The sequence below is a fragment of the Agrobacterium sp. GD03872 genome (assembly GCF_029840625.1).
GTDB classification, from domain to species: domain Bacteria; phylum Pseudomonadota; class Alphaproteobacteria; order Rhizobiales; family Rhizobiaceae; genus Agrobacterium; species Agrobacterium fabrum_A.
Window position 1 is genome coordinate 1 of record NZ_JAOCCY010000005.1, and the last position, 14,613, is coordinate 14,613.

12 protein-coding genes are annotated in these 14,613 nt (G+C 59.2%); 9 read left to right on the forward strand and 3 right to left on the reverse strand.

Annotated features, from left to right (window positions below; genetic code table 11):
* Nucleotides 1-159 precede the first annotated feature (159 nt).
* The 5 genes from N5D22_RS13925 (at nucleotide 160) to N5D22_RS13945 (ending at nucleotide 7,909) form a co-directional block, all read left to right on the forward strand.
* The gene (locus tag N5D22_RS13925) at nucleotides 160-1,110 is read left to right on the forward strand and encodes a phosphoribosylaminoimidazolesuccinocarboxamide synthase (RefSeq protein WP_279656747.1); all 951 of its coding nucleotides are present in this window, start codon (nucleotides 160-162) and stop codon (nucleotides 1,108-1,110) included.
* A gap of 2 nt (nucleotides 1,111-1,112) precedes the next feature.
* On the forward strand, nucleotides 1,113-1,772 hold the full coding sequence (locus N5D22_RS13930) for a TetR family transcriptional regulator (RefSeq protein WP_279656746.1): 660 nt from the start codon (nucleotides 1,113-1,115) through the stop codon (nucleotides 1,770-1,772).
* Between the two features lie 199 nt (nucleotides 1,773-1,971).
* On the forward strand, nucleotides 1,972-3,174 hold the full coding sequence (locus N5D22_RS13935; RefSeq protein WP_279656745.1) for an efflux RND transporter periplasmic adaptor subunit: 1,203 nt from the start codon (nucleotides 1,972-1,974) through the stop codon (nucleotides 3,172-3,174).
* A 53-nt stretch (nucleotides 3,175-3,227) separates the two neighbouring features.
* Entirely contained in the window at nucleotides 3,228-6,317 is a 3,090-nt protein-coding gene (locus N5D22_RS13940; protein ID WP_279656744.1) for an efflux RND transporter permease subunit, read from the forward strand.
* Nucleotides 6,318-6,466: 149 nt separating this feature from the next.
* Nucleotides 6,467-7,909 carry an efflux transporter outer membrane subunit gene (locus tag N5D22_RS13945; RefSeq protein WP_279656743.1) on the forward strand — a complete coding sequence of 481 codons (1,443 nt, stop codon included), beginning with the start codon at nucleotides 6,467-6,469 and terminating at the stop codon, nucleotides 7,907-7,909.
* 114 nt (nucleotides 7,910-8,023) lie between these two features.
* On the opposite strand, the gene efp is transcribed toward N5D22_RS13945, so the two are convergent.
* A complete protein-coding gene (efp, locus tag N5D22_RS13950; RefSeq protein ID WP_279656742.1) occupies nucleotides 8,024-8,593 on the reverse strand; it encodes an elongation factor P in 570 nt (189 codons plus the stop codon).
* A gap of 251 nt (nucleotides 8,594-8,844) precedes the next feature.
* Between efp and epmA the strand changes: the two genes are divergently transcribed.
* The 3 genes from epmA (at nucleotide 8,845) to N5D22_RS13965 (ending at nucleotide 11,540) form a co-directional block, all read left to right on the forward strand.
* Nucleotides 8,845-9,909, forward strand: a complete 1,065-nt coding sequence (gene epmA, locus N5D22_RS13955; RefSeq protein WP_279656741.1) for an EF-P lysine aminoacylase EpmA — start codon at nucleotides 8,845-8,847, stop codon at nucleotides 9,907-9,909.
* Nucleotides 9,906-10,970 carry a lysine-2,3-aminomutase-like protein gene (locus tag N5D22_RS13960; protein WP_279656740.1) on the forward strand — a complete coding sequence of 355 codons (1,065 nt, stop codon included), beginning with the start codon at nucleotides 9,906-9,908 and terminating at the stop codon, nucleotides 10,968-10,970. The genes epmA and N5D22_RS13960 overlap by 4 nt, the downstream gene beginning before the upstream one ends.
* 378 nt (nucleotides 10,971-11,348) lie before the next feature.
* On the forward strand, nucleotides 11,349-11,540 hold the full coding sequence (locus N5D22_RS13965; protein ID WP_003492264.1) for a hypothetical protein: 192 nt from the start codon (nucleotides 11,349-11,351) through the stop codon (nucleotides 11,538-11,540).
* A 299-nt stretch (nucleotides 11,541-11,839) separates the two neighbouring features.
* On the opposite strand, the gene N5D22_RS13970 is transcribed toward N5D22_RS13965, so the two are convergent.
* Both N5D22_RS13970 and N5D22_RS13975 read right to left on the reverse strand, forming a co-directional pair.
* Entirely contained in the window at nucleotides 11,840-12,076 is a 237-nt protein-coding gene (locus N5D22_RS13970; RefSeq protein ID WP_279656739.1) for an Lrp/AsnC ligand binding domain-containing protein, read from the reverse strand.
* A gap of 103 nt (nucleotides 12,077-12,179) precedes the next feature.
* Nucleotides 12,180-13,106 (reverse strand): LysR family transcriptional regulator, encoded by a 927-nt coding sequence (locus tag N5D22_RS13975; protein ID WP_279656738.1) that lies wholly within the window; start codon nucleotides 13,104-13,106, stop codon nucleotides 12,180-12,182.
* Nucleotides 13,107-13,236: 130 nt separating this feature from the next.
* Between N5D22_RS13975 and N5D22_RS13980 the strand changes: the two genes are divergently transcribed.
* Nucleotides 13,237-14,520: an FAD-binding oxidoreductase gene (locus N5D22_RS13980; RefSeq protein WP_279656737.1), complete on the forward strand. Its 1,284-nt coding sequence runs from the start codon at nucleotides 13,237-13,239 to the stop codon at nucleotides 14,518-14,520.
* The last annotated feature ends 93 nt before the right edge of the window (nucleotides 14,521-14,613 follow it).

Sequence of the window (14,613 nt, forward strand, 5' to 3'; positions counted from 1 at the left end):
ATAACCAAAATTTAATAAAACGACTTCAGGAAGACTCAGGAGAGCCCCATTTATCTCGCGACTGGCCCTGTTCCGGGAAACATGCAATAGGAACGGACAGGAGTTTCAGCCAGACCGGGGCGTCCGACGCCCCTTATATAGCCTAGAATTGGAGAGCCTGTGCGCATTCTCGATGAAGCCGTCATTCCCGAGCTGCCGAACTACTACCGTGGCAAGGTGCGGGAAAACTACGATCTGCCGGACGGCAACCGCATCATCATATCCACCGACCGCCTCAGCGCCTTCGACCGTATCCTCACCTGCATACCTTACAAGGGGCAGGTCCTGACGCAGACAGCACGCTACTGGTTCGAGCTGACCGGCGATATTTGTCCCAACCATGTGGTCGGCTACCCCGATCCGAACGTCGTCGTTGGCAAGCGGCTTGAAATCTTGCCGGTCGAAGTGGTGGTACGCGGTTATCTGGCCGGCACCACCGGCACATCGATCCTGACGCTCTATAAGAAGGGCGAGCGGCAGATGTACGGCATGAGCCTGCCGGAGGGGATGAAAGACAATCAGATTTTGCCGGAACCGGTCATCACGCCGACAAGCAAGGCCTTCGACGGCGGCCATGACGAACCGCTGACGCCGGCAGAGATCGTGGAGAAGAAACTTCTGACGCAGGAGCAGTGGGACACGCTTTCCCGTTACGCACTGGCACTGTTCAAGCGCGGACAGGAGATTGCCGCAAAACAGGGCCTCATTCTCGTCGATACGAAATATGAATTCGGCACGGACGAAAACGGCACGATCATTCTGGCTGACGAAATCCATACACCCGACAGCAGCCGTTACTGGATGGCTGAAACCTATGAGGAAAGCTTCCGCAACGGCACACGGCCGGCGAGCTTCGACAAGGATTTCGTCAGAGCCTGGGTCGCCGAACGCTGCGATCCCTATAAAGACGACGTTCCCGAAATTCCGCAGGACCTCGTCTTGCAGACCTCGAAGGTCTATATTGATGCCTACGAACGCATCACCGGACAGAGCTTCGTTCCCGACGATAGCGGCGAGACGCCGCTCGCAAGAGTACGCCGGAATCTGGAGCGGTTCTTCCCCGGAGTCTGACCGTGAGCAAAATGATCGAACAGGCGAGAAAGGGTGACAGGAAGAATGACCGTCCTGTCAGGCGCCGGCCTCGCCGTTCCGCCGAGGAAACGCGGCGGGACATTCTCGCCAAGGCCGAGGAGCTTTTCCGCGAGCGCGGCTTCAACGCGGTGGCGATTGCCGATATCGCCGCGGCGCTCGGCATGTCCCCCGCCAATGTCTTCAAGAATTTCAATTCGAAGAACGCGCTCGTCGACGCCATCGCATTCGAACAGATCCACGTGTTCGAACGGGACATTCGGCCGCTGGACAAAAGCCATGCACCGCTTTTGAGGCTACGCCATCTTGCCCGCACCCTGATGCAACAGCACCATCAGGATCTCAACGACAATCCTTATATATTTGAAATGATCCTGATGACGGCCAAGCAGGACATGAAGTGCGGCGACTATTATAAATCCGTCATGGCAAACCTGTTTGCCGATATTATTCGCGACGGCATCGAGGCGGGAATTTACACGCCGGCCGACATTCCGACGCTTGCGGAAACCGTGCTTCACGCGCTTATCAGCGTCATTCATCCCGTCCTCATCGCACGGGAAGATATCGGCAATTTAGCAACACGTTGCGATCAACTCGTCGATTTTATCGATGCGGGATTGCGCAATCCGCTTGCTAAGTGACGATTCCCAATTTACGTCACCTTCTCGCAATTGCTTGCGAAGCGCAAAAGCCTGCGCTTCTATGCGCTTGGCGGTCCGGACAGAATGAGCGAATCGGGTCCCTTCCAGGACCTTCGCCTGTCGTGTCTGCTTCCGGACGCGCATCCGCCGAGCGACATTGCGCTTATAGTTGAATGCGATTGATACGCAGGGAAGAACAATGAGCCGACGTATTTTACCCCTATTTGCTTCTCTGTGTGTAACCGCGCTTCTGGCGGGCTGCAGCGATGGCGGCGGGAACGGCCAGAACGCCGCCCAGGGCGCGGAGCGTCCGCCATCTCCGGTCAGCGTCATCCTGATGCAGACCAGCGAATATCCGTTGACCACCGTTCTGCCCGGCCGCGCCAGCGCGTTCCAGACAGCCGAAATCCGGCCGCGCGTCACTGGCATCATCCGCGAAATTCCCTTCAAGGAAGGCAGCGAGGTCAAGCAGGGCGACGTTCTCTACCAGATCGAGGACAATACCTATCTCGCGGAAGTGGCGCAGGCCAAGGCGAATGTGGCAAAGGCGGAAGCAAGCGTCCCGAGCGCACAGGCGAATCTGGCCCGCTACGAACGCCTGGTCAACAGCGGCGCAACGCAGATCGAATATGAAAACGCCAAGGTGACGCTGCTCCAGGCGGAAGCCGATGTGGCCCAGACCAAGGCGGCGCTGGAAACGGCGGAAATCAACCTCGATCTCACCAAGGTCCGCGCACCCTTCGACGGCATTACCAGCGCAACCGCCTTCAGCATCGGCAACGTGGTGACGGCGAACCAGACGACGGCCCTGACGACGCTGCGCCGAATTGATCCGATCTATATCGATCTGATGGAATCCAGCATCAATCTTCTGCGCCTGAAAAAGGCGATCTCCTCCGGCCAACTCGGCGGCGACACCAAGGAAGCAGGCATTCACCTGACGCTGGAAGACGGCACCGAATACAAGCATAACGGCAAGATCGACATGTCGGACATGGCGGTGAGCGAAACCACCGGTACCTTCTCCATCCGCGCCCTTTTCGACAACCCGGATGATCTGCTGCTGCCCGGCACCTATGTCCGCGCAACGCTGACCATCGGCAAGGAGAAAGGTTTCCGCATTCCGCAGCGCGCAGCGAGCCGCAACGCCAATGGCGAACTGACCGCAAAATTCGTGACCGCGGAAAACAAGGTGGAAACCCGCACCTTCCCGTCCAGCCAGCAGTCGGGCAATGCCTGGCTGGTGACGGAAAATGTCAAGGATGGCGACAAGCTTATCGTTGACGGCTTCCAGTGGATTGCTGACGGTGCGGCGGTCGCACCCGTTGAAGTGACCATCGACGATCGCGGTATCGTCGTTCTGCCGCAGCAAGCTCAGCCTGCCGCCGCCCCCTCGAAATAAGCATGAGCACGAAACCCCCGGTCGAAGCTCGTAAAAGGTAAGGCAGGACTGCCATGGCCCATTTCTTCATCAGGCGCCCCGTTTTTGCATGGGTTATCGCCATCGTCATCATGCTGGGCGGCGCGCTTGCGATCTGGACGCTTTCCATTTCGCAATATCCCGATATTGCGCCAACAACCGTGCGCGTCAGCGCGACCTATAATGGCGCGAGCGCCGAGACAGTCGAGAAATCGGTGACGACCATCATCGAGGACGGCATGACCGGCCTCGACGACCTCACCTACATGACCTCGTCATCCTCCACCGGCAGCGCCGAAGTGACGCTGACTTTCGGCAACAGCATCATGCCTGACATCGCGCAGGTTCAGGTGCAGAACAAGCTGCAGCTCGTCCAGTCGCAATTGCCCGATACCGTGCAGCAGCAGGGTATCCAGGTCAGCCGCTCCACGTCGAGCATTCTGATGGTTGGCGCGCTGATCTCCTCCGACGGCAAGCGCAATTCGGCCGATCTCGGCGACGTCTTCTCCTCGCGTGTCGAAGACCAGATCAAGCGCCTCGAAGGCGTGGGCAGCATCAACGTCTTCGGTTCCGAATATGCGATGCGTATCTGGCTGGATCCGTTCAAGCTCAACAAGTACCAGCTGACCACGGCCGACGTCACCAGCGCTATCGAAAGCCAGAACACCCAGGTTTCCGTCGGTTCGCTCGGCGCAGTGCCCGCCGTCAAGGGCCAGCAGCTGAACGTGACGGTGACGGCGCAGAGCCAGCTCACCACGGTTGCCGATTTCGAATCGGTCATCCTGAAGGTCGAGAAGGATGGTGCGACCGTTCGGCTGAGCGACGTTGCCCGCATCGAGATCGGCCAGGAAACCTATGGCGGCGATTCCCGCTCCAACGGTCGCCCGTCTGCCGGTTTCGCGGTCAACCTCGCCACGGGCGCGAACGCGCTGGACACGGCAGCACGCGTGAAGTCGGCGCTTTCCGCCGTCGAGGGTTCGCTGCCGGAAGGTGTTGCGATCGAATATCCCTATGACACGACGCCCTTCGTAAAGCTGTCGATCGAGAAGGTGGTGCACACGCTGATCGAAGCGATCATCCTCGTCTTCGTCGTGCTTCTGGTGTTCCTGCAGAACCTCAGAGCCACATTCATTCCGATGATTGCGGTTCCCGTCGTGCTTCTCGGCACCTTCGGCATCCTCGCGCTGACAGGATATTCCATCAATACGCTCACCATGTTCGCCATGGTTCTGGCCATCGGCCTTCTCGTCGACGACGCCATCGTCGTTGTCGAAAACGTCGAACGAATCATGTCGGAAGAAGGCCTGTCGCCGGTCGAGGCGACCGAAAAGTCGATGGGCGAGATCACCGGCGCGATCATCGGCATCGCGCTTGTGTTGACCGCCGTGTTCATTCCGATGGCCTTCTTCGGCGGGTCGACGGGTATCATCTACCGCCAGTTCTCGGTCACCATCGTTTCGGCCATGCTGCTTTCGGCGGTTGTCGCCATCGTTCTGACACCCGCACTTTGCGCGACGATGCTGAAACCCATCGACCATCACAAGAAGCAGCGAGGACCGGGCGCCTGGTTCAACCGTGGCTTCGGCAAAACGACCGATGGTTATGTTTCCTCCATCGGCTATCTGCTGAAACGCCCGCTCCGCGTAATGATCCTTTTCGCAATCGTGATCGGCGGCTGCGCCTGGTTCTTCAGCAAGCTGCCAAGCTCGTTCCTGCCGCAGGAAGACCAGGGCGTGCTGCTGACAATCATCCAGACACCGACCGGCTCGAACATCGAACGCACCAACGAGGTGGTGAAGCAGGTCGAAAGCTACTTCCGCGAAAAGGAAGCCGCCAATGTCGAATCGGTTTTCGGCGTCCTCGGCTTCAGCTTCAGCGGTTCGGGTCAGAACAACGCCATCGTCTTCACCAAGCTCAAGGATTTCGCCGAGAGAACTGCGCCCGATCAACACGCCGGCGCGATCGTGCAGCGTGCGATGGGCACCTTCTTCGGTTTCCGCGATGCACAGGTATTCCCGCTTCTGCCGCCGGCAATTCAGGGCATGGGCACATCGAGCGGTTTCTCGATGTATCTCGTGGATAGCGGCCGCAACGGCACCGACGCCCTGACCGCCTCGTCCAAGGAACTGATCGCGCTTGCCACCGGCAATCCGAAGATCAGCTCGCTTCGAAGCGACAGCCAGGACAATGAAACGCAGATGAAGATCATTCTCGACCAGGAAAAGATGGGCGCCATGGGCGTCGATCTCTCCTCCGTGAATCTCATGCTGTCGACGATCTTTGCCGGCCGGGATGTCAATGACTTCACGCTCAACGGCGAACTCAAGCCCGTCTATGTCCAGGGTGACGCGCCTTATCGCATGCAGCCGGACGACCTCAAGTTCTGGTATGCCCGCAATACCAGCGGCGAAATGGTGCCTTTCTCCTCCTTCAGCGAGGTGAAATGGGTCAATGCGCCGCCGTCTCTCGCCCGCTTCAACGGCACAGGCGCGATCTCGCTCGAAGGCACCGCCGGTGCAGGCGTTGCATCCGGTGACGCCATGGACGAGATGGAACGGCTGACGGCGAGCCTGCCGGGCGGTTACACCGTGGCGTGGCAGGGCATTTCCTATCAGGAACGGCTGTCCGGCTCGCAGGCGCCGATGCTTTATGCACTCTCGGTGCTGATCGTGTTCCTTTGCCTTGCCGCCCTTTATGAAAGCTGGTCGATCCCCTTCTCGGTCATCATGGCCGTGCCGGTGGGCGTCCTCGGCGCATTGACCGCGGCGCATTTCTTCGGTCAATCGAATGACGTCTACTTCAAGGTGGGCCTGCTGACGACCATCGGCCTTGCGGCGAAAAACGCGATTCTGATCGTCGAATTCGCCAAGGAAAGGCAGGAGCACGGATTGAGCCTGATGGAAGCAACGCTGGAGGCAGCGAAGCTGCGCCTGCGCCCGATCATCATGACGTCGCTCGCCTTCATCCTCGGCGTCGTACCTCTCGCAATCGCAACCGGAGCGGGTTCTGCCGCGCAAAATGCAATCGGTATCGGGGTGCTGGGTGGTATGCTTTCTGCAACACTGCTCGGAATTTTCTTCGTTCCGTCCTTTTTCGTCATCATTCGTCGCCTTTCAAGGCGTTAACAAAACAAAAATGGGCTGTGCCAACCGTTAATACGCTGCTAGAAATGTCGCCGATTTGGCAAATGCACGTTTCTACGGCATATCGACCGCGCAGCCCATTTGTCAGCAAGCCGCGCTCGGTAAGCCAACCAGAGAATTGGGAAAATTACATGCTGTCTATTCGCGCTACTCTTCCCCTGACTATGCTGCTGCTCTCAGGCTGCGTCGTCGGGCCCGACCACAAGACCCCGGAAATTCAATTGCCGGGCAAGTTTGCGGAAGCCGGAAAAACCAGTAATGGCGACATCAGCAGCGTTGCGTGGTGGACAGCCTTTAACGATAACCGCCTCAATGGCTACGTTTCCACCGGCTTGGCGCAGAACCTCACCGTGATGCAGGCGATCGAGCGCATCAACCAGGCGCAGGCACAGGTGATCGTGGAGGGCGCTGGCGGCCTGCCAAGCCTGACGGGCAGTGGCAGCCACACGACCAGCGAAACCAAGGGCAGCTACCGTGACGTTCCCGTCACCAACGTATCTTCCGGCGGCCTCAGCGTTTCCTGGTTCCTCGACCTCTTCGGCCGCTATCGCCGGGCAACGGAAAGCGCCAATGCATCGCTTGATGCCGCCTACTCCACCGTCGACGTCCAGCGTCTGACGCTGATTTCATCCGTCGCCGCCGCCTATATCGACGTGCGCTATTATCAGGAGCGTCTGGAGATTGCCCGCCAGAACCTGAGTTCCCGCCGCGAAACGCTCGACCTGACCAAGCTGCAGCTCGAAGCGGGCGCCGCCTCGCGCCTCGATGTCGTCCAGTCCGAAGGTCTGGTCAACTCCACGCTGTCGCAGATACCCGGTCTCGAAACCAGCTTCCGCAGGGCCGCGCACCGCATCGCAACCCTGCTCGGCATGCCGGCCTCGTCGCTCATTACCGAGCTGCAGAAGGGTGCACGCCAGCCTGTGGCGCGCGCAATTCCCCGCACCGGCATTCCGGCCGACCTGATCCGCAACCGCCCGGACATCCGCGTCGCCGAACGCAATCTCGCCGCTGCGGTCGCCACGATCGGTGTAAGCGAGGCCCAGCTGTATCCGAGCATCGAACTTGGTGGCGCGATCACCCCGAGCTACAATTTCGTGAGCGGCGGCAGCAGGGGAAGTGCCAATAGCTGGTCCTTCGGTCCGAGCCTCACTCTGCCGATCCTCGACGGCGGCAGACTCCGCGCCAATGTCGACATCGCCAACTCACAGGCGCGCGAGCAATATCTCGTCTGGAAGGCGACCGTTCTTACTGCGGTGGAAGAAGTCGAAAACGCCCTGGCCGCCATCAATCGCGACCAGCGTACCGTCGACGCGCTGAGAAAGACCGTCGCCTCCTACCAGGAAGCGCTGCAGCTCTCCACCGCCAGCTATCGTGATGGCGCATCGTCCCTGCTCGATGTTCTGGATGCCCAGCGCTCGGTCTCGGATGCGCAGGCAAACCTTGCCACGGCGATCCAGACGACCGCGCAGGATTATGTCTCGCTCAACGTGGCGCTCGGCGGCGGTTACGCCGTTGGCCAGCCGGCCCCGAAGAAGTCAGCCGGCCCGACTGTGGCTGCCGCGAAGGGCATGTAATAACGGCCCCAAAAGACAAACAAAAAGCCCGCGTCTTTCGACGCGGGCTTTTTGCTATTTAAGGCACAAAAAAAGCACCGGGTGACCGGTGCTTTTTTCAGTCCGTCATCAGGCTCAGTTCTTGGCGCGCTCGACGTAGGAATTGTCTTCCGTCGCGATGACCACACGGATACCGGCGTCGATATGCGGCGGTACCATGGTGCGGATGCCGTTGGAAAGAATTGCCGGCTTGTAGGAAGAAGACGCCGTCTGGCCCTTCACAACCGGTTCGGTTTCCGTGATTTCCAGCGTGACATGGCGCGGCAGTTCGACAGCCAGCGGATTGCCTTCATGAATGGAAAGAATGCAGGTCATGCCTTCCTGCAGATAGGCCTTCTGGTCGCCCATCGTGTCAGCGTCGACAACGACCTGATCGTAGTTGTCAGGGTTCATGAAGTGGAAGCCTTCGCCATCTTCATAAAGGAACTGGAAGTTCAGGTCTTCGACAAAAGCGCGCTCGACCTGCTCGGTGGTGCGCCAGCGCTCGGAGACCTTCACGCCGTCAACGATGCGGCGCATGTCCACCTGCGTGACCGGCGTGCCCTTGCCGGGGTGAAAGTTCTGCGCAGTGAGAACGACGTAAAGCTTGCCGTCCACGTCGAGAACATTGCCCTTGCGGACGGATGAGGCGATAACCTTGACCATATGACTTCCTTGTAACTCGATGAAATGCGTCGTAAAGGACTGCGCGGCAGCACCGGCCCCGGCAGACGTTTTGTCTTTTTTCTGGGGCGCAACTACCTTAAATCCGCGCGAATTGCCAGCCTTCTACAGCAATTCGCGGAAGAGTGCCTAGCGGTTTTCCGCCCGGAATTGCTTTAAATGACGCGTTCAGGCGTTTTGCGGGCTATTTCTCCGCAATGGGACGCCGCAGAGAAGACGGAAAAGAAGAGAAGATGCCCGCAAGCAAAGAGACAATGTCGCCCTGGTGGACGCCCGACGTTCATGCCGACCGCCGCGCTTTTCTCCTTGGCCGCAATGCTATCCAGTCGGTATTCCGCAGCTATTTCGCCCGAGCCGATTTTCTCGAGGTCGATACGGCCACCCTGCAGGTTTCCCCCGGCAATGAGGCGCATCTGCATGCCTTCGCAACGCAGGGCCTGACGCCGGGCGGCAACGCCGTGCCGCTCTATCTCCACACCTCCCCGGAATTCGCCTGCAAGAAACTGCTCGCCGCCGGTGAAAAACGCATTTCCTGTTTCGCCCATGTTTACCGGAACCGGGAAAGGGGGCCCCTGCACCATCCGGAATTCACCATGCTGGAATGGTATCGCGTCGACGAAACCTATGAGAGCCTGATGAAGGACAGCGCCAACCTTCTGGCGCTGGCGGCCGAAACCACCGGGACAAAAAATTTCACCTATCGCGGCCGCAGCGTCGATCCGTTTCTGGAGCCGGAACGTCTGAGCGTCGCCGAAGCCTTCGAGCGTTATGCCGGCGTGGATCTGCTGGCCACTATCAGCCGAAACGGCGAAACCGACAGCCGCCATCTTGCCGCCAGCCTCACCAATGCCGGCATCCGCGTCGCCGAGGATGATACCTGGGCGGATATGTTCAGCCGCGTCATCGTCGAGCGGGTGGAGCCCGAACTGGGTTTCGGCCGCGCGACGATTCTCGACGAATACCCCACCAGCGAAGCGGCCCTTGCCCGCAAATCGCCGGGGGACGCACGGGTTGCCGAACGTTTCGAGCTTTATGCCTGCGGCGTCGAGCTTGCCAACGCCTTCGGCGAATTGACCGATGCCGCCGAGCAGAGACGGCGTTTCGAAATGGAAATGGCCGAGAAACAGCGGGTCTATGGCGAGACCTATCCGCTGGATGAGGATTTTCTGGCCGCTCTTGCGATCATGCCGCCGGCAAGCGGCATAGCACTCGGTTTCGACCGGCTGGTAATGCTGGCAACCGGCGCGCCGCGCATCGATCTCGTCATGTGGGCTCCCGTTGCGGAATATGGACGATGACAGGGCCAGAAACCATCAAGACACCCGAAGCGCTTCTCGAAGCGGGGCTGATCGATGCCGGATCGCTGGAGAGTCTGCGCGCGGTGACGCAGCGTTATGCGCTGGCCATCACGCCGGCGGTTGTCAACCTGATGGACAACCGCGACCCGCAGGACCCGATCGCCCGGCAATTTGTGCCCGATCCGGCCGAACTCGTTCACCTTCCCGAGGAACGGGACGATCCTATTGGCGATGACGCCCATAGTCCCGTCCACGGCATTGTTCACCGGTATCCGGACCGGGTGCTTCTAAAGGCAGTGCATGTCTGTCCGGTCTATTGCCGTTTCTGTTTCCGGCGCGAAATGGTCGGCCCGCAGGGCAACGGCATGATGAGCCCGGAAGAGTTGGATGCCGCATTCGCCTATATAAAAGCCAGACCTGCCATCTGGGAGGTCATTCTCACCGGCGGCGATCCCCTGGTGCTCTCGCCACGGCGATTGTCCGACCTGATGGCGCGCCTGAAAGACATACCGCACGTGAAGATCGTCCGCTTCCATACCCGTGTTCCGGTGGTCGACCCCGAGCGCATCGACGCGGCGCTGATCGATGCGCTGAAGGCCAGCGGCAAGACCACCTATGTCGCCCTGCATGCCAATCATGCCCGCGAACTCGGCGAGGCGGCCAGAAGCGCCGCAGCACGATTGATCGATGCCGGCATCGCCATGGTCAGCCAGACCGTGCTTTTGAAGGGCATCAACGACGATCCGGCTGTTCTCGCCGAGCTGATGCGCAGTTTCGTCGAGAACCGTATCAAGCCCTATTACCTGCACCACCCCGACCTCGCCCCGGGTACAAGCCATTTCCGGCTGACGATTGAAGAGGGGCAGCGAATCGTTTCCGCATTGCGGGGACATGTCTCCGGTCTTTGCCAGCCAACCTATGTTCTCGACATCCCCGGCGGTCACGGCAAGGCCATGATCGGCCGAAATGCGGCCGAAAAAACAAGCGCTGGCTGTTATTCCGTCTCAGATTTCAACGGAAACGATCATATTTACCCACCGCAAGCCGCCGGCCACGATTAAAAAAAGCATAAAAAGCCCGCTGCGCCGGGCTTTTCGAGGCAGCGCCCTGCGAAAACAAAAATTTCACATTTCCGCCCCTCTCCTGTCATCATAAAGAAAAATATTCTACCTATAACAATCAGCATTGATTTTAACGCTGGTCTGGATTATCAGTGTGGAACTGGAGAACGAGTCTCCTGATTCCGGGCCAACACCAATACAGGGAGTGTGTCATGTCAAAACATATCAGCATCAAAGCAATCCTTGGTCTTGAGTCCTGGAATGCTGGATTTAAATCCACGTGTTCCCGCTGCTGTCGAATGTGACTTAACGGTCTCAATTTCCTGAAAATCAGTTCGACAACATGCTGTGTAAATTAGCCACAGCGGGAGTATATCTATGCAAAAGCAAGTTATTGAATTCGCTGGCGAACCCGTCGGCATCGTCATACCGGACAACGACCGGCTGAAGTTCATCGCGGTGAAATTCCACGTTCACGATCTGGACGAACAGAAGTTCGACAGCGCCGATGATGTGCGGATCGCGATCCGCGATCTCGTGCGCAACCGGAACCTGGCTGCGGTCGCCTGATGCGGGAATACAATTGCCCGCTCATGGAACCATCAAAACCAAAGCGCGCCAAATATCGGACCCCAAATTGCAGGCCGATGGCGCGCTTTTATTTTGCGTGACGATTCGTCTGCCGCCGTGGCGCGGCCCATCCAGGCCATATCGGAACACTCGGGTCTGATGCGCTGAAAAGCCTGGCAAAACCCTTCCCCCAAAAGATATGCGTCTCAATCAGGTGAAGTGAGCCCCACCGCCGCCGCAGCCGATCACCGCCTTCACGGCGATAATCGATATCGATGGCGTATGAAGGCTTGTCCGCGTCAGAACGCGGTGAAGGTCAGCGTCGTCAGCGAACGGACGATTCCCGGAATATTGACGATGTTCTGGTTGATGAATTTGCCGATATCCTCTTCGTGCGGAAGATAGACTTTCAGCAACAGATCATATTCGCCGCTGGTGGAATAAAGCTCCGAAACCAGTTCGGTTTTATAGATGGCATCGGCGACATCGTAGGTCTTGCCGGGCTCGCATTGAAGCTGAACAAAAATGGGCTTCACGGACATCTCCCGTGTTGGAACTTGCGGTGTGCGGCGTTGTCCGTCGCACGTCATGGCGCACTATTGGCTTAGCCGCGCCGCTCTTGCAAGACCGGCCACCGGTTTACGCCGAAAAGTCTTCGCCGCCGCCATCTGTCTCCGCTGCGGCCTGAGAAACGATCCAGCGTCTGAAACTTTCGAGCGGCGGATAACCGGCGCGATCCGGCACGCAAGCGAGATAATAGGCCTCTTCGCTCTGCACCTCTCCCGCAACGGCCGCGACCAGCCGGCCGGTTCGCAATTCCTCCTCGATCATGAAGGAAGGAATAAGCGACGCCCCCACCCCGGCGCTCGCCGCCTCGGCAATGGTGGTGAACTGATCGAAAAGCATGCCATGCACATTGTCGAACCGCACATCATGGCTGCGAAACCACTGTTCCCAGGCATCGGGCCGGGTCGTCATGTGCAGCAGCGGCACATGCAGCAGATCATCCGGCTGCAAAAGCCCATGCAGTTCCTTAAAAGCCGGGCTGCATACCGGGATGACCTTCTCATGCATCAGAAAAACCAGTTCGGTTCCCGGCCAATGCGGCAATCCGAAATGGATGGCCGCATCGACGGAATCGGTGCGGAAATCGAACAGCGACGACCGTGTCAGGAGATTGACCGAAATTCCCGGATGCCGGGCGATGAAATCAGGAAGGCGCGGCACCAGCCAGCGCGTGCCGAAGCTGGGCAGAACGCCGAGATTAAGCGTGCCCCCATCCGGATTGGCGCGCAGATTGAGCGATGCCGTCGAAATACGCCGCAAAGCTTCGCGGATTTCCCGCGCATATCCCTCGCCCGCCCTTGTCAGCCGGATCGTCTGCCTCTCGCGCAGGAACAGGGCCACGCCAAGCTGCTCTTCAAGCACGAGAATCTGCCGGCTGACCGCGCCCTGCGTCAGACCGAGCTCCCTTGCCGCAGCGGTCACGCTGCCCGTGCGCGACGCGGCTTCGAAGGCCGCAAGCAGCGAAAGCGACGGCAGAAAGCGGCGGGGCGGCAGAACCATATTCCCTCACGGAATGAACTCTTGACGATATGTCGATATTCAACAGGCAGGACGGCTTGTAAAGTCTCATAAACAAGGGCTTGTCACTCATACGGAAACCAAATGAACTTGCCCGGAACATGGTGGAACAATGTATAATGACCCTCGCTCGCACGGTCTCTGGGAAAAGACCGCGCCGCAGCCGCCCGCAACGCCTGCGCTGCAAAGCGCCGTGGCTGCCGATGTCGTGGTTGTCGGCGGCGGTTTCACCGGCCAGTCCGCCGCCCTTCATCTTGCCGAACGCAGCGTGGATGTCGTTCTTCTCGAAGCCAGGGAAATCGGCTTTGGCGGCGCCGGCCGAAATGTCGGCCTCATCAATGGCGGCATGTGGGTCATGCCGAAGGAACTCCCCGGCGTGCTGGGGGAGACTTACGGCGAACGGCTTCTCGACCTCTTGGGCAATGCCCCGCTTCTCGTCCGCGAACTGGTGGAAAAACACGTGATTGCCTGCGAAATCGAGAAAAACGGGACGCTGCATTGTGCCGTCGGTGAAAAGGGGCTCGCCGAAATCCGCGAGCGCTGCGACCAATGGGCCGCGCGCGGCGCTCCCGTGCGCGTTCTCGATGCCGATGAAACAGCAAGGCGAACCGGCAGTACCGGCTATGCGGGCGCACTTTTCGATTCACGCGCCGGCACGCTTCAGCCGCTTGCCTATGTCAGAGGTCTGGCTGTCGCCGCACAAAAGGCCGGCGCACGGCTCCACACCGCAAGCCCCGTGGTTTCGACCGAACGCAGCGGTGAAAAATGGTTGGTAAAAACCCCGCAGGGATCGGTGACCGCCAAATGGATCGTCGTCGCCACCGAGGCCTATAGCACCGGACCATGGCAGATCGTTCGTGATGAACAGATCTACCTGCCCTACTTCAACTTCGCCACAAGACCCCTCGGCGACAACCTGCAAAAGAGCATCCTGCCAGGCCGTGAAGGTTGCTGGGATACCAAGGAAATCCTCTCGTCCTTCCGTATGGACAAGGCCGGACGGCTGATCTTCGGCAGCGTCGGCGCCTTGCGTGGCACCGGCGCCGCCATCCACCGGGCCTGGGCGAAACGCTCGCTGAAGCGGCTTTTCCCGCAGCTTGGCGATACGGAATTCGAATGCGAATGGTACGGCCAGATTGGCATGACTGACAATGCCGTGCCGCGCTTTCACAGTTTCGCCGACAATGTCATCGGATTTTCGGGCTATAACGGCCGCGGTATTGCGCCCGGCACGGCCTTCGGCAAGGTGATTGCCCGGCATATTCTGGGCGATATCGCCGAAGGCGACCTGCCTCTGCCAGCGACCGAGCCAAAAGCGCAGGCTTTCCGGGCGGTGAAGGAAGCCTATTATGAGGCGGGCGCCCAGATCGCCCATTTCGCCGGCGAGCGTTTTTGATCGGGCACATAGCCGCGTTCCGTGCATACTTTGCAGATGCTCGAAACAAGCCCGAGCGCGACGAGGAGAGCTTTTCTGGCTTAACCACCCTCT